Here is a 17,690-nt window from a genome sequence, read left to right on the forward strand (position 1 = left end):
CGCTGGACCGCTCACGACGGGGACGACGAGCGCACGCCCACCGGAACCCGATGGAAACGCACCGCAACGAACGCATCGGGCTCTACCGGCCGCGGTTGCCGCAACGGGTTCCTCGCAGCGTCCCCGACGAGGAGTTCAACGAGATCTTCGCGCGGCTGCCCTCCCACCGGGACCGGGCCCTGGTGGCCTTCTACGTCTCCACCGGGGCCCGCGCCAGCGAACTTCTGACCGCGTGGCAGGGCGGGGCCGACCCTGGCCGTCAGCTGATCAGCGTGGTCCGCAAGGGCACCGGAGAGGTCCAGGAACTACCCGCCTCGACCGACGCATTCGTCTGGCTGCGGCTCTACCAGCTGGAAGTGGAGGACGCTATCCCGAAGGGGCGGCGGCTGCCGCTGTGGTGGACACTGCGCAAGCCGGCGCGGCCAATGACCTATCACGCGGCCCACCGGATGTTCGAACGAGTCAACGCCAAGGCCGGCACTTCGGCGACGTTGCACGCGCTGCGGCACACCGCGGCCTACCGGATGGCTGAGGACCCGAATCTCCCCCTCACCGATGTCCATTTCGTCCTCGGACATGCCCAGTTGACCACCACCCAGATCTATCTCACTCCCCGCAAGGAAGAGGTGATCCGGCGGCTTCTGGTCCACCACGCCGAACACACGCGGCAGGCCGCAGCTCGCACGGCGCCTGCCCCCGCACCCGGCTACCGGTCTGAGTCGCTGGACGTGCTGTTCGGGGCGGCCCGCTGATGGTCACCGTGTTGGACGCCGCACCGCGAGCGGTCTCGGCGCTGCCTTCGCAGAAAACGTACGCGCGGGGAAGAGCCCGTGAAGAGTCCTGGCACGTCACGGTGCAGGACCGAGACGCAGTCTGGGTGAGAATGACCACCCCGCCGTTCCTCGTGGGCTGCGACAGCAGCGGTCATAAGGCGGGCCTCGGGCTGCTGCTGGACTGGCTCGAAGACCAGCCCGGCGTCACCTGGCAGGACAGGTGGCTGGCCAGCGGAGCCGACGCCGACCACGCGAACGGCAGCTGGCGGGAGATTCCGCTGCAGTGGCTCTCCGATCGAGGCCACACCGGTGTCTCCCGTCAGGACGGGTTCTTCCGGGCCGTCAATGTCGCCCTCGCCGCCGACCTCTTCCGTCCCTCACTGACGTGGCTGGTCACCTCCTCGCTTCGCCGCGGGGCACTGCCCCGGGCGATGGAGAAGTACCGGGACGGCGTCGGCTTCGCCCGGCTGCGGCAGCGATGCGGCGAGGACCCGAGCGTCTCCACAGCCTCCGCGACCCGCGTCGCCTACCGCACCGCCCAGATCCTCGCCGCCAAGGGCGGCGTCATCTGCGACATCACCCCCGGCGACGTCTTGGAGTTGCTGGAGGTCGAGGCCGAACTGCGGGGCACCTCGGTCGGTGCGACCCACCTGTTCTATCGGGTCCTGCACGACTTGAGCGTGTTCGGGGACCAGGCCCCGGCGACGCTGCGTGAGCTGAGGAGTGTCGGCCAGCGCACGCCGGAGGAACTGATCGACCGCTACGGCGTCGCCTGCCGTCCCATCCGCGACCTGTTCGTCGACTACCTGCGCGAGCGCCAGCCCGCGCTGGACTACAACAGCCTGGAAGCGCTGTCCTATTACCTCGCGAAGCTCTTTTGGTCCGACCTGGAACGGCACCACCCCGGCATCGACAGCCTGCACCTGCCGACGGAGGTCGCCGACGCATGGAAGCAGCGACTTCGCACCGTGGACAAGACGGTCCACACCCCCGACGGCCGGCGAATGACCACCCAGGCACCTCGCATCAACTACCGCGAGTGCCTCACCCCGGTGCGGGCCTTCTACCTGGACCTGGCCCACTGGGCCGTCGAAGAGCCCTCACGCTGGGCCCGGTGGGTCACGCCATGCCCGGTGGGCAGCGAAGAGATCAACCGCAAGAAGGACAAGCGGCGCCGGAAGTCCCGGATGGATGCCCGCACCCGGGAACGGCTTCCCGTGCTGCCGGTCCTCGTCCGCAGCGTCGACCGGCGCCGCAAGGACGCCGCTAACCTGCTGATGGCCGCCCGCGACTCGGCACCGGGAGAGACGTTCACCGCGGCCGGACAGACACTGGTACGCGTCACCCCACGCCGCTCAGCCACCGCCAAGATCCTGGCTGAGGACCCCGCGACCGGACAGCGGCGCGATCTCGGCCGCGAGGAGGACCACGCTTTCTGGGCCTTCGCCGTCGTCGAGGTCCTGCGGGCCACCGGCATGCGCGTCGAGGAACTCACCGAACTCTCCCACCACAGCCTGATCCAATACCGGCTGCCGACCACCGGCGAGCTCATCCCCCTGCTGCAGATCATCCCGTCGAAGACGGACATTGAGAGGCTGCTGGTCGTCAGCCCCGAGCTCGCCGACGTGCTCTCCACGATGATCTGCCGCATCCGTGACTCGAACGGGAAAGTCCCTCGGGTTCCCGCCTATGACCACTACGAACGCACCTGGCTGCCGCCCTCACCCCTGCTGTTCCAGCGGCACCGAGGCGGGGAGAACCGGGCGATCAGCTCCGGCGCTATCCGGAAGCTGCTGACAACCGCGCTCGCGCACACCGGGCTGACCGACTCGGTCACCGGCGGCCCTCTGCACTTCACTCCACATGATTTCCGCAGGCTGTTCATCACCGACGCCGTCCTGAGCGGGCTGCCTCCGCACATCGCCCAGGTCATCGCCGGGCACCAGGACATTAATGTCACTCTCGGCTACAAGGCGGTCTATCCCGACGAGGCCGTCCAGGCTCACCTGGCCTTCCTCGCCCGAAGGCGAGCCATGCGACCCAGCGACGAGTACCGCGTCCCCACCGACGAGGAGTGGACCGAGTTCCTCGGCCACTTCGAACGCCGCAAGGTCTCCACCGGAACCTGCGGACGCTCATTCGGAACCCCCTGCATCCACGAACACGCCTGCGTGCGCTGCCCGATGCTCTGGCCCGACCCCACCCAACGCGACCGGATGGTCGAGATCCGCGACAACCTCATCTCCCGCATCGCCGAGGCCGAGCGCGAAGGCTGGCTCGGGGAAGTCGAAGGGCTGCGGGTCAGCCTCGCCGGCGCCGAAGACAAACTCGCCCAGATCGATCGCAGAGGCAGCGGCCGGACCGTCGTTGACCTTGGGATTCCCACTCCGTCGCGAGCTTCCAGTCCCTCAACCAGCACCTCGTGAAGGCGAAACGATCGGAGAATATCCATGGGCGCCGCGAAGCTACACCGCCTACGCTCCACCCCATGCGCAGTGTGTTCGTGTTCCCCACAGGTGAGCGAGCTGACACCGTCGCCTCCCTTGATCGGCACCTTCCCCAGCAGCGCGATCCCTGGACTCTGGACGGCAATCTCTACATCGAGATCGACGATGAGCAGACCGGCTACCTGTTCTCCGACTGGGATCCCGATGACGTGGCGGTCCTCGAATCGGCTGTCGGACACCACCCCACCTGGGCAGTGCAGATCGACATCTCCGGGCGGATCGACGGCACCGCAGAGGTTCACCAACTGGTCGCGCTGCTGCTTGAGCACGGAGGCGTGGCGATCGACGACTACTCCGCCCACCCCTGGACCTTGCAGGAAATCGAGGCTGGAACAGTGAACGACGGTCTGTGCTTCTTCGACTTTCGTGCCTACCGCGAACTCAACCGAGAGTAAGAACGTTCCTGACTCGATCAGGGCAAGTTCAGAGAATGGGGCATCGAGAGCTTTTACTGCAGGCCAGGACTCGAAGGCGCCCACGAGAAGGGCGGAGTCGAGGGGCAGATCGGGTACTTCCGGCGCAACCACTTCGTCCCCGTTCCCGAGGTCGCCTCGCTGGCTGAACTCAACGAGATGGTCGACCGGTGGGACCTTCAGGACGAAGGCCGCAGGATCCGATCGCGGGCGAGGACAGTGGGCGAGTACTTCGCCGTCGAGGCGCCGTTGCTCAAGCCGCTGCCGACCGAGCTGTTCGAGACGGGCCGGCTCTTCACGCCGCGAGTGGACCGCTACAGCCAGATCGCCGTCCAGACCAACCGCTACTCGGTTCCGGTCCGGCTGATCGGCCGGACGGTGCGGGTGATGCTGCACGCCAACCACCTCATCGTCTACGACCGGGGCCAGGAGGTCGCCCGCCACGAACGGCTCAGCACGAAAGCCGGCTCGCGCCTGGAGCTGGACCACTACCTGGAGGCACTGATCCGCAAGCCCGGCGCTTTCCCCGGTGCCACAGCTCTCGAACAGGCCAAGTCCGCAGGCAAGTTCACGCCGGTCCACGACGACTGGTGGGCGGCCGCCCGGGCGGCCCACGGCGACAAGGACGGCACCAAGGCCCTGATCGAAGTCCTCCTGCTGGGCCGCCACATGAGCCACGAACACATCGTCGCCGGACTGGCCACGGCCCTGCGGGCCGGCGCCTTGACCGCGGACGCGGTCGCCCTGGAGGCCCGCAAGGCCGCTGAGGCCGACGAACTGGCGGCCTCCGCTCCCGCCCATGTTGCTTTGCCCGAGCCGTCTGGGCGGCAGCGGGCGACGGTCACCTTCTTGTCCGACTGGCGGATGGCGCACCTGCCGACCGACACCCGGCCGCTGCCCTCGGTGGCCCCCTACGACCAGCTGTTACGACACCGCCGCCCAGGCGGTGCCCCTGCCACCGAGGGAGAAGCGAAGTGAGTGCCCAACGCCAGCACGGCCTGACCGAACAAGCCGCCGACACCGCCATCGATCAGGCATGCCGGATGCTACGGCTGCCCACCATCCGGGGCCAGTTCCCCGACCTCGCCGAGGCGGCGAAGCGCGATCAGATGTCCTACAAGGGCTTCCTCGCCGAACTGCTGCTGGCCGAGTGCGACGACCGGGCCCGCCGCCGCTCGGAACGGCGCATCAAGGCCGCCGCGTTCCCGCGCGAGAAGTCCCTGCGGGCGTTCGACTTCGACGCGAATCCCAACGTCGACGCCGCCACGATCAACACCCTCGCGACCTGCGAGTGGGTCAGGAAGGGACAGCCGCTCTGCCTGATCGGCGACTCCGGCACCGGGAAATCGCACCTGCTGATCGCGCTGGGCACGGAGGCCGCGATGAAGGGCTACCGCGTCCGCTACACCCTCGCCACCAAACTGGTGAACGAACTCGTCGAGGCGGCCGACGAGAGGCTGCTGACCAAGACGATCGCCCGATACGGACGCGTCGATCTCCTCTGTACTGACGAATTAGGATATATGGAGCTTGATCGCAGGGGCGCCGAGCTGCTGTTCCAGGTCCTGACCGAGCGCGAGGAGAAGAACAGCGTCGCCATCGCCTCCAAAGAGAGCTTCGGCGGCTGGACGAAGACGTTCAGTGATCCGAGGCTCTGCACGGCCATCGTTGACCGGCTCACCTTCGACGCGGCCATCATCGAGACCGGCACGGACTCCTACCGGCTCGCACAGACCCGGGCGCGGGCCGGTGCGACAGCCGGCTAAGCATCGATGTCCCCGATACGTCCCACCAGCGTGGATACCCTCACGTGCTCGGTGAACCGCTCGTCCGCGGGGAGTGCTTGCCGGATACGTTCGGCGAAGACGGCGCGGTCGTCCGGTCCGGGCAACTGGTCGGCAGGGATTGCTGAGCAGACGCCGCCGACCAGCTGATCGAAGGTCAGTTCACCGCTGTATTCGACGACGATTTCCCGCACATCGACGAAGCCCGCGAACTCCAACGCCTGCGCATACCTCAGCCTGTCGCGGCTGCTGGTGCCGCAGGATGCTTCCAGCGTGGTTCCCAACCACTCTTCCAGACAGCCACGCAGGGCTCGGGACCATGCGCTGTTCTGCAGCCATAGCGGCGTTCCGTTCGAAATCACCGCGATACCTCCGCCTACGCGGAGCAGCGGCGACACAGCACGGAAGAGTTCTTCGTGCTGCATCCAGTGAAGAGCCTGTCCGATCACCGTCAGTGCCAGCGACCGCTCTCCCATCAGGGCCCCAAGCGCCGGAACGTCGGTGTCGGCGCCAAGGATCCAGGTCGCGTTCCTGATTCCCTGGTCGCCGGCTGCAACGCTGGCCAGCCGCAGCATGTCCGGCTCGGGGTCCACTCCAACCACGGAACGAACCCGGGAAGCGAAAGGAAGGGCAAGCTGACCGGTGCCACACCCCAAGTCGAGTACGACATCAGCTTCCGACAACTCGAAGACTTCTTGCAATGCGTCGAAAACCTCGGAGGGGTACCCGCGCCGGAACTCTGCGTAGTACTCGGCCACTGCGCCACTGAATCCCACAGTCATGTCCCCACCCTGCCGGGCATCCGCCACACCGGGAACCTCTCGCACCCGATGATCGCTATCCGCTGAACTTGAGACAGAACCCGGACAACCTGAGGCAGCCCATGCCTCCCCCAAGGTCATGTGCTGCCCAGCCATGTCTACGACGTCCCGGAGCTTCGCGCCGGGGGAATGCTCTCTGCGGCCTACGGATGCCCTGCCAGAGCGTCCGAGTGACATCGAAACTCACCGATATTCCAAGCCTCACGGGCCCTCGGATGACATCCGAACCCATCGACAAACGACACTCGTTGAGAGCTATGCAGCCACGTGATCGACCACCTCGGGCCGAAGCTTGCGCTGCAGCCCACGGAAACGGTTCGCGAAGGACGCGGTGCTGATCGTGGACGGCACCCTGATTCCGACGCGTGACCACAGGGTGGCCGAGCAGTCGAAGAACTACCGCTACTCCACCAACCACCAGGTGGTCATCGACGCCGACACCCGCCTGGTCGTCGTGGTCGGCAAGCCCCTTCCCGGCAACCGCAACGACTGCAAGGCGTGGGAGGAATCCGGCGCCAAGGCCGCCGTCGGCAAGACCATGACGATCGCCGACGGCGGTTATCCCGGCACCGGACTCGTGATGCCTCACCGCCGCCGCAAAGGCGAAGAGCTGTCCGAGTGGAAGGCCCGCTACGCGGTCCGCTCCGGAGTGGAGGGCACCATCAACGAGTTCGCCCACGGACACGGCATGCGACGCTGTCGCTACCGAGGACAGCCGAAAGCCCACCTGCAACACGTACTCACGGCCATCGCCGTGAACATCGAACGGCTCAGCAGCCGGTCAGTGACCGAGGAGACCTCTTCCCTGAGATCGCCCACCGCGTTCCAGACCTTCCTGGACCAGCGCGGAATCCCCCGGTCGAAGTCCTGGCGAACCCTTGGCAGTTGACCTCAATCATCAAGATCCCCGACAGAATCAAGCTGAGGTGTCGGTGGATGTGATTCGGCAGCTTGAGCAGGGACGGAAAAGGCCGCCGCTGAGCACGCTCGGCGGCCACCGGGCTCGGCGGTTCAAGGCGAGGTCGAGGCATCACCCGAGCTGCGTATGAGGGTTGACTCGACGAGCAGATTCTCCTGCACTCGAGCAGGCCACAGGAGTTGCGTTTTCCTGGTCCCGCCGGGCGTCCGGCTTCGCGCCTCGGGCAGTAGCAGCGTCACGGCATGCCGAACTCACACTGCCGGACGGCGTCTTCAACGTCGTGCACGGCGACAAGACCGCCGTCGAGGCGATCCTGACACACCCCGGATTCGAGGCCGTGTCCTTCGTCGGCTCCACGCCCATCGCCCGCTCGGGTCGGCCAAAGCACGCCCTTCGCATCCCTTGGGCTCCGAGGCCGGGGCGAATGGCTGACACGCCACGCAGACCATGGGCAGCTCGCGGTACGGGGCCTCCAGCATCGCTGTGGTCAACCGCCTGATGGTCTGGCCGTACTGGCCGTCTCCAGCCATCGCCGCGCGCCGGCCTCTGCAGCTGATTCCCGCACTGTGAGCACGCCCAGAAGCTCGCCGATGGTGTACGCCATGAGCGCGGGCAGGACCGGCACGGCGAGGATGATGGCACCGCGCCAACCGAACGTGACGCCCACGTTGCGCCTGACTCGAAGCCGCTTGGCCGTCCATGTCTGGTCCGGAGTGGGCGGATCCAGAAGGGCTTTACGGTGCCGCCGACGCTGCGCCACCCACCCCCACACCAGACCCGCACAGGAAGCAACCCCCAGCACCGCGTTCACGAGGGTACGGACGGTGCCCGAAACCTCGTCGAAGAACCCCGCGTACATGGCCAGGGTGGCTGCGTAGAGCCCCGAGAAGAGAGCGAGCCACAGCAATCCGGTGGTCGTCCGCCGCAACCAGTAACCGACACCCCGTCGGTGCCAGCTTGTGCCGAGCCCGGGCAGGGCCGGGATCTCGACTTCGGCGTACGCGCCGCCGGCTTCAGAAGAAGCTCGTGACGCCATGCCAGAGGTCCTTTCCGCAATCCTTGATGTCGTCCCCGTAGCGTTTGAAATCGTCCCCGGTCTCCGACAACACATTTCCCGCGCCGTGCAGCACACCGCCGACCACACCGTGGTCGTGAATGTCCTCGCTCCAATGCTCGTGGAAACTGTGGTCGAGGACGTTGGTCGCGACCAGCACCGCCCCGACCCCTACCGCGGCCGTCGCGACGGCACCGTCGACAGGGAGGGAGGCCGCGATACCCGCTCCGACCGCCAGACCACCCAGCGCGATGGTCCCGTCCACCGCAACGGACTTCTGCCACGACCATCCCTTGTCGTGGTCGTCCTTCGCCTCTACCAGACCACAGGCCGCCGCCGCGGCGACATCGACCACCGGCACCTCCCGGAGAAACTCCGGCATGGCCTCGAGCGACCGGCCGGCACGCAGCGCATCTGCGGCATCGGCCAGCTTCACGTTCAGCGCCCGGTCGTACGGCAGCTTCGTGCTGCCATCGTCGGCGCGGGCGATGGCGTCCTCCAAGGAGTCCACCTTCATGACCGCGTCCCGGTACGCACCCTTCGCGGGCAGATCCTTCGGCAGCGCCTTGCCCGCCTTCTGGTACGCCCTGCGTTCCGCTTTCAGGTCCTTCTTCGCGGCGCGTGCCTCGTCCTTGGCGTCATCGATGAGATTGCGGGCGTCTTTCCCCCGCGCCCTCGCGTCCTCGGCGTCGTAGGCATACAGACCGCGCAACGCATCGACGATGGTGACTTTGTCCCCCGTCGACACCTTCCCGGTCACCTGCGCATACAGCCCTCGCAACTCGTCCGCGGCCACAAGGCGGGCATGCTGCGCTGTGTGCAGAATCTCCCGGCGCACCCTGTCGTACTCACCGAACGCGTCGATCGTCTTCTGCTCGTCCACGCTCGGCGGATCGGCGGTCACGAACTCGTTCGGCACGCCCTTCTCGCCCATGGGTACGCCCCTGCGCGTTGCGGTGTGCTCAGCGTTCTGCAACGCCGTCTCACAGGCAGAGAGATGACCGGCGAGCGTGTCCAGGATGCCACCTGCGGAGCTGACCAGCGTGGCAAAGGCGCCGGCGGTCAGCGCGTCCTCGCTCCACGCGGCGCGGAAGTTCTCGGCCGCCTCACCTGTCCACCCAGCGTCACCAACGAGCTTCTCGACAGCGTCAGAGACCGGACGGACCGCGTCCTCCAGCGGCTTCTTCGCTTCCTTGTACGTGTCGGCCATCGTGCGCAGTCCGCCTACATCACCGCCGACCCAGCTGTCACCCATCGGAGCCTCAGCCCTCCCCCGTCATCAGGTCTTCGAAAAGACCGTGTACATCGATGTCGTGCCGCCGGAAGGAGTCGCGCGCGTAGGCGACCTTGTCGCCGTGGTCGTCGAGCCGGTCCGCGAAACCGATGTGCAGCGCGAGGATGAGATCGGCGACCTCCTTGATCGCGTGATCGAGCCCGGGATCACCGCCATCGGCCACCGGCGGCGCCACGTGCTGGTGCAGCATCCGGTAATGCGTCGCTTCCCGGTGGAAGGTTCCGGTCATCGACGTGAGGTCGCTCAGCACGACCCTGTATCCGGCACCGGACATCAGTACATCTCCTGCGCGTAAGCGGCCAGAGCGGCCGGCTGCCAGCGGGGTTCTCCGGCGAGCGCCGCCGGGTCGAGCCGCACGGTCACCTCACGCTCGGCCATAGCCTCGGCCAGCGGGCCGAGTGAGGTGGCGACCCACGGCTGATATTCACCAAGCAGCGCGACGAGCCGGTCCAAAGCCGTGAAAGCAAGGGCGACGGTGTCGCCGGCAGAATGCTCGAAGAGCTCGTATGTGATGAACGGAACCCTCACCGCACGGCCGTCCGCACTCGTGGCGTGGATGGAACGAGGATGGGCCGGTACGAAGACCGGGGTGTGGTACGCGGGGACGCCCGGTTTCGGGCCCGTTTCTCTGTCCGCCGCAGGGCGTGGCGGCAGGGCCTCATCAATGTAGTCGAGCAAGCGCGAGCGGCGCGGTGCGGTCGGCTCACCGTGCGGCATGCTCATCGCCGCCCCCCTCGAAGCTCGGCCTGGACAGTCGGGCACCGCCACCCTAGACGCCGTCGCAACGAACAATTTCGGTCAAACCCGTCCCCGGAGCGGATGCATTCGCAACCCATACGCCACTTTGGTCTGGACTTGATCCCCGCTTGACTCGGCGATGACCTGTGTTCCGGGCCAGGGTCAGCCGTTGTCAGCCCGGCAGTTGCCGCACTGGCTGATCACCGGCGCATCGGGCAGATGTCGCGGCACTGCGGTAGGAGGGCTGCGTCTTCTAACTTGGTCTTTAACGTCCGGCGTCGAATGGTGCGTCGAACTTGATCACTCGGTCCGGTAACTGCCGTACGCGAAAACGGCCTTCGTCTGAACATGTGATCCGACCAAGGAACACACACATTCAGCACGAAGGCCGTGAGGATGAGTCTGCTGCATCATGCTGTCCGGCGAGAGCCGTTGGCGGAACTGTCATGCTTCCGGGGCGAGTTCTGCTCCTGCCTGACCGCTCGTTCGGACGCGTTGTTCGAGCTGGCTGATGCCGTTCTGTGCAGCGACGGACCGGTGAGGTCGCTGGCCGAGCTGTCCCTGGTGGGTGAACATCGCCGCGGCCATGGCGGGCTCTACGCCGCTCTGGCCCGTGGACGCATTAACCCGGGCAAGCTGCGGCGGGCACTGGCCGAAGTGCCGCGGACTGCTGACGGCCGACTGGTCCTGGCCATCGATGTCACCTGCTGGCTGCGGCCCGACGCCCACACCTCACCGGAACGGATCCTGTGCCACACCTACGGCAGAGGAAAAGACCAGCACATCCCCGTCCCTGGCTGGCCCTACTCGATCATCTGCGCACTGGAGCCAGGCCGCAGCTCATGGACCGCACCACTAGACGCGCTTCGTCTGGCGCCCGGCGATGACACCGCCACCGTCACCGCCCGGCAGCTGCGCGATCTGCTTCAGCGCCCGATCACCGCGGGGCAGTGTCAGACGGGCGACCCGGACATCCTCATCGTCGCGGACGCCGGATACGACGCCCCCCCGCCTCGGCTTCCTCCTGAGGGACCTGCCCGTGCAGGTGGTGGCCCGGATGCGATCAGACCGCGTCCTGCGCAGGGCTGTCCCACCCCGACTGCCCCACACCCAGGGCCGGCCGCCCCGGCACGGAGGCGAGTTCGTCTTCGGACAGCCTGGCACCTGGTGCACCCCGGACACCGAAACCGTCACCGACACACGCCTCTACGGCACCGCCAGGGCCCGTTCCTGGGACCGACTCCACCCCAATCTGACCCACCGTTCCTCCTGGGCCACAACCGACGGCACCCTCCCCATCGTCGAGGGCACCGTGATCCGCCTGGACATCCACCACCTGCCCAGCGGAGCAACACCGAAGCCGGTCTGGCTGTGGTGGTCAGGCACCGACGCCACACCAGCAGACGCCGATCGCCTCTGGCAGGCATACCTGCGGCGCTTCGACATCGAGCACACCTTCCGCCTCTTCAAGCAAACCCTCGGCTGGACCTCACCGAAGATCCGCACCCCCGAGGCAGCCGACCGATGGACCTGGCTGATCCTCGCCGCCTACACACAACTCCGTCTCGCCCGCCCGCTCGCAGCCGACCTACGACGCCCCTGGGAAAAACCCAGTTCCCCGGACAGACTCACTCCTGCCCGCGTCCGCCGCGGCTTTCGGCACATCCGCCCACAAGCCGCCTGCCCGGCCCAAGCGCCGAAACCCTCTCGCCCTGGCCCAGGACGACCACCGGGCCGAAAGAACACTCGGCCCACACCGCGCCACTATGTGCACACACCCCGCAAAACACCGTCGACGAAACAGCGAACCCAGAAGTCAACCACCCCACGACCCCGCCGCACAGGTTAAAGATCAAGTTAGGCGTTCCGTACGTCGGCGCGCTTGTCCAGTTCGCGCATCGCCTCTGCGTGGGCGCTCATCCGGATGCTCAAACTGCCGCTGGTGAAGAGCGCCACACCAGCGACCGACACCGGCACGGACAGCCCGAGCACAGCCAGGGCTTCAGGCCAGTCGCGTTCGTTCTGGCACCAATCACTGCTTTGCAGGCCGTTGTTGGCGGTACCACGTTCGGTCAGCAACCGTGACTCGCACTCCGCGGGGTACTGGTCGTCTGGCTCTCGATCGACCGAATATGGCGTGAGCAGCAGCAGAGCACACCATGCCCACTGCAGCGCCGCCACCACCAACAGGCCTATGCCCCAGGCGCGTATCCGCCCGGCCCTGTCGCGGAAGTCGAGGTCGTAGTCACGTGATCGCATGGTGGGCGAATCTAGCAGCGTGTTTTCTCGGTTTGTGAGGGCTTCCAATCCCATTCTGCGGACGGGTACCCAGGGTTCATACGGAGGCAGTGCCGGCTGCCCCCTTCCGCCAGCTTGCACGGCGCCAGCCAGCCGCCGTATCTGGTTCCCGGCCAGTCGCAGGGGCTCTGCTCCTCCAGCGGCGTCCAATCCGACTGCGGTGCAGGCCTGTTCTGGATCGCGCTTATCGGGCCTCCCGAGCGGTGCACAAGGCTTCCCACTCGGCGTAGGTGGCGCACTGGCCTGCGCTGCGTGCCAGCCACTCCTGCCGGGCCTGGCGCAGTGAGGCCAGGATCCTGTCGCGGATGACGAAGGTGGGCTCTTCCCGGGGTGCGGCGGAGGCGCGGTTTTGCGCTGCGGCATGCCGGAAGGCGGCGTTGGCCGGAGCCGCGTCCGCAGCGGGCGGAGGGGAAGGTGCCGATGCGTCAGCCTCGGTACTTCTGGGGCAATAACCACGATGCAGGAACGGACCTGCGCTGCGACACGATGCCCAGAGTCAAGAAGGTCCCGCTAGGGCGTGTATCGGAAGTGGATCAAGTCGTAGTGGCGAGTTCGACGAGGTGCCGGGCTGTGCCGGCAGGATCGATGATCTGATGGAGGTGTGCGCCGGGCAGGTGTGCCACACGCCAGCCGCGTTCGCGCGCCTCGGCGGAAAGGTCGTCATACGGAGGGCCGAACAGCAAGTAGGAGCAGGGATGGTCGTCCCAGCCGTCGGGGACCGGGATGTGCTGCTCGTAGTAGGACAGCGGCAGGGCGGGCTGCTCCTCAATCACTGTCTGTCGCACCTTCGGGTCAGAGAACATGGGTGCGACGTCTGCCTCGTCCCACCAATCGGTCCAGCGCGGCAGCCTGCCGTTCACAGCCATCGGGCTGAGGAACTCCAGCAACTCTGGTGAGGCGACAGCGGTCGGTCCGATCTGGGCCGGCAGCGCGGCATCGACGAAGATCGAGCTGGTCACCGGATGGTCGAGGCCCGAGCGGATCGCCGGGAGAAACAAGCCTGCGTTGCTGTGCGCCACCAACGTGACGGGGCTGCCGGCCGAGACCTGCCGGAGGTCGTCGCGGACGGCGTTGACGATGCGGGGCCAAAATGGCGGAGCACCGGCGCCTATGCGCAGCAGGGACGGCACCCGTACCTGGTATCCCGCCGCCGTCAGGTGTTCGGCCACAGGGTGCCAGGTCGAGGGGCCTACGGACGGACTGTGCACGAGAACGAAGATCGGCTGCATGTGACGATCCTGTCGCCCATGCCATCGGAGCCGCGACAGTGTTGGCCGACAGCAGAACGCTTGGCTTCGAAGAAGCTCACGCGCCGCTGCCGTGGCGGGAAATCAACCAGTGGACAGGGAAACGGCTGGTGGGCTCCTGGCCAACCTCGCCGCCCGGGTCCCGTCACGGGACTGAGCGCACAGACTTGCCAACTGTGGGGCGCACGCCACGGGGCATCGATGCCACGGGCGGCAGGTCAGTCAGCACCCTTTTGAGCGCGGCCAGTTCGTCGGGCAACTGGTTGAGCGAGGGCGCAGGCGGTCTTCGCTGCCCCTTCGACAGGCGCCGGGCGGACCGCACGAGGGTCCGGACGCACTCGCGATGGCTGGCCGGTGCGCGGCGGGAGCGCGGATGACAGCACCATCTGTGCCCGCCGCCAGGTCACCACCGAACCGGTGCCTCTACGGATGATCCGCAGCAGGCGCTGCCTCTCACCGCCATCGATCTCGCGAACGCGTACTCGCTCCGTCATGCACACACGATCTCGTCCACTGCACGGTCATGCGGGCATCCCGGGCGGCGCGTAGTGACGCAAGTAGTCACGCACCGGAGGCTCGAGTTGGGACAGGTCATTGCCGTTGAGGGCATGCCAGAGACGGTTCTCGATCCAGAACCGAGCGGCGAACTCCTCGAACGAAGGTGCACACCAGAGGATTGCGGCCCCTTGCTCCTCCGGATCGTCGAGATTGGTCTCCGTCTCTTCCCCATCGCGCCGCGCCTCGTACTCGTAGTCGAGATAGGAGTGCACCACGAACACCTCACCCGAAGGACGGAGGTAGAGGTACCAGATGACGCAGTCCTGTTGATCCCGCAGGAATCGCACGAGGAAGGCACCAGGCTCGACCGGACTGGGCAGGGGCTCTGAGATATCGGTCCAGCAGCAGGTCACCGAGACCTCATCCAGCAAGCAGTGCAGCTTCGAGTCGGCCTGGAAGGTGACGAAGTCCCGAGGCAGCGTCAAGCCCTTGGCCGCAAGGTTCTCTGCCAAGCGATTGAGCGCCGTGACCTGTTCGAGAACAGGCTCGCCGGTACCACCGAGCCATTGAAAGGCGCCCGTGAACTCGGTGGAGTCGAGCGGCGGCAGGCTCTCGTAGGGGTAGTACTCGTAGGTGTAGCGGCAGGGTCGGTATCCACCCAGGTCGGTGGCGGCGGTGGTGACGGTCTCCGCGGCGAGGCCGCCCGCGGCGGGGTAGCCGACCGTGGTGACGTGGTCGGCCGCGTCGTAGCCGAACGTGGTGGTGTAACTGCCCGCAAGTCCGGTCACGTTCGCCGGAATCGTGGTGGTGGCCGAGGTGGGCCGGCCACGGGTGTCGAACCCGTTGGTCTTGTTGGTGTACGTATTACCGTCAGTATCGCGGCTGGTGGTCTGGAAGACCTGGCCCTTGCCGTTGGTGATGCCGCCGCCATCCCAGGACCAGGCGGCCAGCTCGTCGCTGCCGGAGCGGATGCTCGTCGTGCGGCCCAGATTGTCGTAGGCGTAGGAGACGACGTTCTTGCCCGCGTTGCTGGTGACCGTGTCGACTTGGCCGTTCGCGTCGTACGTGGTGGACGAGACGCCCGCATCCGGGTCATCGGTCGAGGTGCGCTGCCCGGCCCAGTCGTAGCCGTAGAGCGTGTTGTTTCCCCGACTGTCAGTGATCTTGGAGAGTTCACCCTTGGCCGTGTAGTCGTAGGCCGTGGTGAGCGCGGTGCCGGCCAGCGAGTACTCCACCACCCGTGCCGTCTGCCCGTACACATCCGTGTAGGTGTCGGTGGCCGAGCCGGCCGCGGGTTGCACCGTGGTCTTCTCGCCGTTGTACGTCGTGACGGTCTTGCCCTGCGCCTGGGGAACCCCCATGGCCTCGAGCTGGGAGAGGGTGGTGCGTCCGGCCCAGTCGACGGCGACGTCGGTGTAGGAGGGCAGGGCGGAAACCAGCGGGCTGGAAGGGCCGGTGGCGCCGGCGGTGCCCTGGTTCTTGAAGACGGCGGAGGTGCCCGCGACGTTGCCGGAGGAGTCGTAGCGGGTCACCGACGCCTGCCGGTACGTCGCGCCGTCGGAGCCCGAGGGCAGCGGTACCTGCGTCTCGCGGGCCCTGCCCAGCGCGTCGGTGAAGGCGTGGGAGGTCACATACGTCGTGCCGGACTGCAGCACGCTGGAGGTGACGTGCGGGTAGCCGTCCACACTGTCCGGCACACCCGAGCCATTCGTCGAGGTGGGAACCCGGTAGGTGAACTTCATGGACGGGTTCGAGCCGGTCTCGGTCGGCTTCCATACCTCAGTCGTGCGCCCCGCGGCATCCAGCGTGACCTTGGTCCTGTTGCCGTTGGGATCCTCGCTGGTGGTCGCCTCCCGAGTCTGGCCGGATCCCTGGCCGCCGTCCTTGACCAGCGCAAGCTGCTGGCCGGGCGGATCGAGGAACTCCTGGAGACCCGCCCTCTTTCGAAGGTCCTGACGTCCATGCCGGGAATCGGCGTCAGGACCGGAGCCCGCATCCTGATCGAGGTCGGCGACGGCAGCACCTTCCCGACCGCCGGCCACCTCGCCGCCTACGCAGGACTCGCCCCGGCAACCCGCAGTTCCGGGTCCTCGATCCGCGGCGAACAGCCCTCCCGGAGAGGAAACAAGCAGCTCAAGCGTGCCTTCTTCCTCTCCGTGTTCGCCGCCCTGGGCGACCCGGCATCGCGGGCCTACTACGACAAGAAGATCGCCCAGGGCAAGCACCACACCCAAGCCCTGCTCTGCCTCGCCCGACGCCGGGCCGACGTCCTCTTCGCGATGCTCCGCGACGGCACCTTCTACGAACCGCAGCCGTCGGCCGCAGTCACCTGACCTGCGGCTCTGCGAGGAGAACGACTCGATCAGCCTCGACGTCGAAGCCGAGCACCGGATGGCCGGAGTCACCTTCCGGGTCCATCAGCACCGGCTTGCCCAACCGCCGTCCGATCGCCCGGAGAAAGCCGCAGAACACGTCAAGCCGATCCTGGCCCTGCAACTCCCGCAGGTCGACGTCGAAGTCGACTTCATCGTCGGCATGGAAACGGAAGATCGCCAACACATCGTCCGTCGGCCAGACCCGCAGATCCGGGCACTCGGCATCCGCCGGGCGGGACAACACGGCCTTCGCCCGGGGCACCGGAAGCACCATCTCTCCCTCGGAGTACTGGCACTTCCAGCCCTTCTCCGCGACGAGATCGAGGACCGCCTGCCAGTCCTCCACCGAGGCATCCGGGACACGCACGTCCGGCAACGACCCCACCAAGTCCGGGTCGAAGAAGCACTTCACGTCATCCCACAGCAGGTCAGTCACCCCGCCATGTTGCCCGGCCCCCGGGTTCAACGCGGCCCTGTTTCCCTTGACCAAAGACATAGGGGCACCCCCCAACACCCCATCCCTTTGGGGGCATTCGCTACCTGCGGGCTCACGAGAGGCGGGGTTCACACCTGTGGAGAAGTGTGAATTGGCTCGGCGCTGCAAGGCGCCCAGCAAAGGGTTACGGCCTGGGCCACCAAACCAAGGGTGCGATGGGTCAACCAAGAGACCCCTTGCAGGGTGCTCTCTAGTTGTTTCCAGCCGTCGCGAGATGCTTTCCCGTTGAACTGGCGGTCACCTGAGTCTGGATGGCAGGTTGTATGCGAGGGGATAAGTGCAGGATTGAACTTTCCTTGAGCCGGTATCACCAGCGTCCAAAGTGTCCATGAATGGCGTTATTGGTGTCACGTGAATTCCGGATACCGATAACTGGAAGCTCACGTTCTCCTCAGGACTTTCACGGGGAGCTTGTTCTGTTGGTGCGTCCCACTGCAAGATCAGGCTTGCGATCGGGGGGATTGCCGCACACA

The 17,690-nt window shown here is 66.7% G+C and carries 14 protein-coding genes and 5 pseudogenes; 9 read left to right on the top strand and 10 right to left on the bottom strand.

What is annotated here, in order from left to right; translation table 11 throughout:
* The first annotated feature begins 50 nt into the window (after nucleotides 1–50).
* From AC07EJ_RS41445 to istB, 5 genes are all read left to right on the top strand, one after another.
* Nucleotides 51–752, top strand: coding sequence for a tyrosine-type recombinase/integrase (locus tag AC07EJ_RS41445; RefSeq protein WP_478886177.1), 702 nt, complete (start codon nucleotides 51–53; stop codon nucleotides 750–752).
* Between the two features lie 131 nt (nucleotides 753–883).
* Nucleotides 884–3,199 carry a tyrosine-type recombinase/integrase gene (locus AC07EJ_RS41450; RefSeq protein ID WP_478886178.1) on the top strand — a complete coding sequence of 772 codons (2,316 nt, stop codon included), beginning with the start codon at nucleotides 884–886 and terminating at the stop codon, nucleotides 3,197–3,199.
* 62 nt (nucleotides 3,200–3,261) lie between these two features.
* Complete coding sequence (locus tag AC07EJ_RS41455; RefSeq protein ID WP_389487776.1) at nucleotides 3,262–3,675, top strand: hypothetical protein; 414 nt, start codon at nucleotides 3,262–3,264, stop codon at nucleotides 3,673–3,675.
* A gap of 237 nt (nucleotides 3,676–3,912) precedes the next feature.
* Nucleotides 3,913–4,671, top strand: a complete 759-nt coding sequence (locus AC07EJ_RS41460) for a Mu transposase domain-containing protein (RefSeq protein ID WP_389487778.1) — start codon at nucleotides 3,913–3,915, stop codon at nucleotides 4,669–4,671.
* A complete protein-coding gene (gene istB, locus AC07EJ_RS41465) occupies nucleotides 4,668–5,459 on the top strand; it encodes an IS21-like element helper ATPase IstB (protein WP_389487780.1) in 792 nt (263 codons plus the stop codon). The genes AC07EJ_RS41460 and istB overlap by 4 nt, the downstream gene beginning before the upstream one ends.
* On the opposite strand, the gene AC07EJ_RS41470 is transcribed toward istB, so the two are convergent.
* Entirely contained in the window at nucleotides 5,456–6,235 is a 780-nt protein-coding gene (locus tag AC07EJ_RS41470) for a class I SAM-dependent methyltransferase (protein ID WP_389487782.1), read from the bottom strand. The genes istB and AC07EJ_RS41470 overlap by 4 nt on opposite strands.
* Nucleotides 6,236–6,565: 330 nt before the next feature.
* Between AC07EJ_RS41470 and AC07EJ_RS41475 the strand changes: the two are divergent.
* Both AC07EJ_RS41475 and AC07EJ_RS41480 read left to right on the top strand, forming a co-directional pair.
* Nucleotides 6,566–7,025, top strand: a pseudogene (locus tag AC07EJ_RS41475) (transposase); the annotation flags it as partial.
* Nucleotides 7,026–7,461: 436 nt separating this feature from the next.
* Nucleotides 7,462–7,587, top strand: a pseudogene (locus AC07EJ_RS41480) (aldehyde dehydrogenase family protein); the annotation flags it as partial.
* A 117-nt stretch (nucleotides 7,588–7,704) separates the two neighbouring features.
* Here AC07EJ_RS41480 and AC07EJ_RS41485 read toward each other — a convergent pair.
* From AC07EJ_RS41485 to AC07EJ_RS41500, 4 genes are read right to left on the bottom strand one after another with little or no spacing between them, the layout of a single operon-like run.
* Nucleotides 7,705–8,253 carry a hypothetical protein gene (locus AC07EJ_RS41485; RefSeq protein WP_389487784.1) on the bottom strand — a complete coding sequence of 183 codons (549 nt, stop codon included), beginning with the start codon at nucleotides 8,251–8,253 and terminating at the stop codon, nucleotides 7,705–7,707.
* The gene (locus tag AC07EJ_RS41490) at nucleotides 8,231–9,526 is read right to left on the bottom strand and encodes a WXG100 family type VII secretion target (protein WP_389487786.1); all 1,296 of its coding nucleotides are present in this window, start codon (nucleotides 9,524–9,526) and stop codon (nucleotides 8,231–8,233) included. The genes AC07EJ_RS41485 and AC07EJ_RS41490 overlap by 23 nt, the downstream gene beginning before the upstream one ends.
* A 7-nt stretch (nucleotides 9,527–9,533) precedes the next feature.
* Nucleotides 9,534–9,815, bottom strand: a complete 282-nt coding sequence (locus AC07EJ_RS41495) for a DUF6317 family protein (RefSeq protein ID WP_478886179.1) — start codon at nucleotides 9,813–9,815, stop codon at nucleotides 9,534–9,536.
* Between the two features lie 23 nt (nucleotides 9,816–9,838).
* Entirely contained in the window at nucleotides 9,839–10,288 is a 450-nt protein-coding gene (locus tag AC07EJ_RS41500; RefSeq protein WP_389487790.1) for an SAV_915 family protein, read from the bottom strand.
* 411 nt (nucleotides 10,289–10,699) lie between these two features.
* On the opposite strand from AC07EJ_RS41500, the pseudogene AC07EJ_RS41505 reads away from it, so the two are divergent.
* Nucleotides 10,700–12,152: pseudogene (locus AC07EJ_RS41505) on the top strand (NF041680 family putative transposase).
* Nucleotides 12,153–12,160: 8 nt separating this feature from the next.
* Here AC07EJ_RS41505 and AC07EJ_RS41510 read toward each other — a convergent pair.
* The 4 genes and pseudogenes from AC07EJ_RS41510 to AC07EJ_RS41525 all read right to left on the bottom strand — a co-directional run bounded on the left by AC07EJ_RS41510 (nucleotide 12,161) and on the right by AC07EJ_RS41525 (nucleotide 16,088).
* Nucleotides 12,161–12,562, bottom strand: coding sequence for a hypothetical protein (locus AC07EJ_RS41510; RefSeq protein WP_389487792.1), 402 nt, complete (start codon nucleotides 12,560–12,562; stop codon nucleotides 12,161–12,163).
* Nucleotides 12,563–13,134: 572 nt separating this feature from the next.
* Nucleotides 13,135–13,830 carry a lipase family protein gene (locus AC07EJ_RS41515; RefSeq protein ID WP_389487794.1) on the bottom strand — a complete coding sequence of 232 codons (696 nt, stop codon included), beginning with the start codon at nucleotides 13,828–13,830 and terminating at the stop codon, nucleotides 13,135–13,137.
* A 386-nt stretch (nucleotides 13,831–14,216) separates the two neighbouring features.
* A pseudogene (locus tag AC07EJ_RS41520) lies at nucleotides 14,217–14,342 on the bottom strand (IS630 family transposase); the annotation flags it as partial.
* A gap of 27 nt (nucleotides 14,343–14,369) precedes the next feature.
* The gene (locus tag AC07EJ_RS41525; RefSeq protein WP_478886192.1) at nucleotides 14,370–16,088 is read right to left on the bottom strand and encodes a hypothetical protein; all 1,719 of its coding nucleotides are present in this window, start codon (nucleotides 16,086–16,088) and stop codon (nucleotides 14,370–14,372) included.
* A gap of 108 nt (nucleotides 16,089–16,196) precedes the next feature.
* On the opposite strand from AC07EJ_RS41525, the pseudogene AC07EJ_RS41530 reads away from it, so the two are divergent.
* Nucleotides 16,197–16,679 (top strand): annotated as a pseudogene (locus AC07EJ_RS41530) (transposase); the annotation flags it as partial.
* On the opposite strand, the gene AC07EJ_RS41535 reads toward AC07EJ_RS41530, so the two are convergent.
* Nucleotides 16,672–17,157, bottom strand: coding sequence for a hypothetical protein (locus AC07EJ_RS41535; RefSeq protein WP_389487798.1), 486 nt, complete (start codon nucleotides 17,155–17,157; stop codon nucleotides 16,672–16,674). The pseudogene AC07EJ_RS41530 and the gene AC07EJ_RS41535 sit on opposite strands and share 8 nt — an antisense overlap.
* Nucleotides 17,158–17,690 lie beyond the last annotated feature (533 nt).

Source organism: Streptomyces sp. NPDC045026, assembly GCF_056432625.1.

What these genes read in the sequence shown, in the direction of transcription:
- AC07EJ_RS41445 (WP_478886177.1), top strand. Translation starts at nt 51, where the DNA reads ATGGAAACGCACCGCAACGAACGCATCGGGCTCTACCGGCCGCGGTTG.
- AC07EJ_RS41450 (WP_478886178.1), top strand. Translation starts at nt 884, where the DNA reads ATGACCACCCCGCCGTTCCTCGTGGGCTGCGACAGCAGCGGTCATAAG.
- AC07EJ_RS41455 (WP_389487776.1), top strand. Translation starts at nt 3,262, where the DNA reads ATGCGCAGTGTGTTCGTGTTCCCCACAGGTGAGCGAGCTGACACCGTC.
- AC07EJ_RS41485 (WP_389487784.1), bottom strand. Translation starts at nt 8,253, where the DNA reads ATGGCGTCACGAGCTTCTTCTGAAGCCGGCGGCGCGTACGCCGAAGTC.
- AC07EJ_RS41490 (WP_389487786.1), bottom strand. Translation starts at nt 9,526, where the DNA reads ATGGGTGACAGCTGGGTCGGCGGTGATGTAGGCGGACTGCGCACGATG.
- AC07EJ_RS41500 (WP_389487790.1), bottom strand. Translation starts at nt 10,288, where the DNA reads ATGAGCATGCCGCACGGTGAGCCGACCGCACCGCGCCGCTCGCGCTTG.
- AC07EJ_RS41510 (WP_389487792.1), bottom strand. Translation starts at nt 12,562, where the DNA reads ATGCGATCACGTGACTACGACCTCGACTTCCGCGACAGGGCCGGGCGG.
- AC07EJ_RS41515 (WP_389487794.1), bottom strand. Translation starts at nt 13,830, where the DNA reads ATGCAGCCGATCTTCGTTCTCGTGCACAGTCCGTCCGTAGGCCCCTCG.
- AC07EJ_RS41525 (WP_478886192.1), bottom strand. Translation starts at nt 16,088, where the DNA reads ATGAAGTTCACCTACCGGGTTCCCACCTCGACGAATGGCTCGGGTGTG.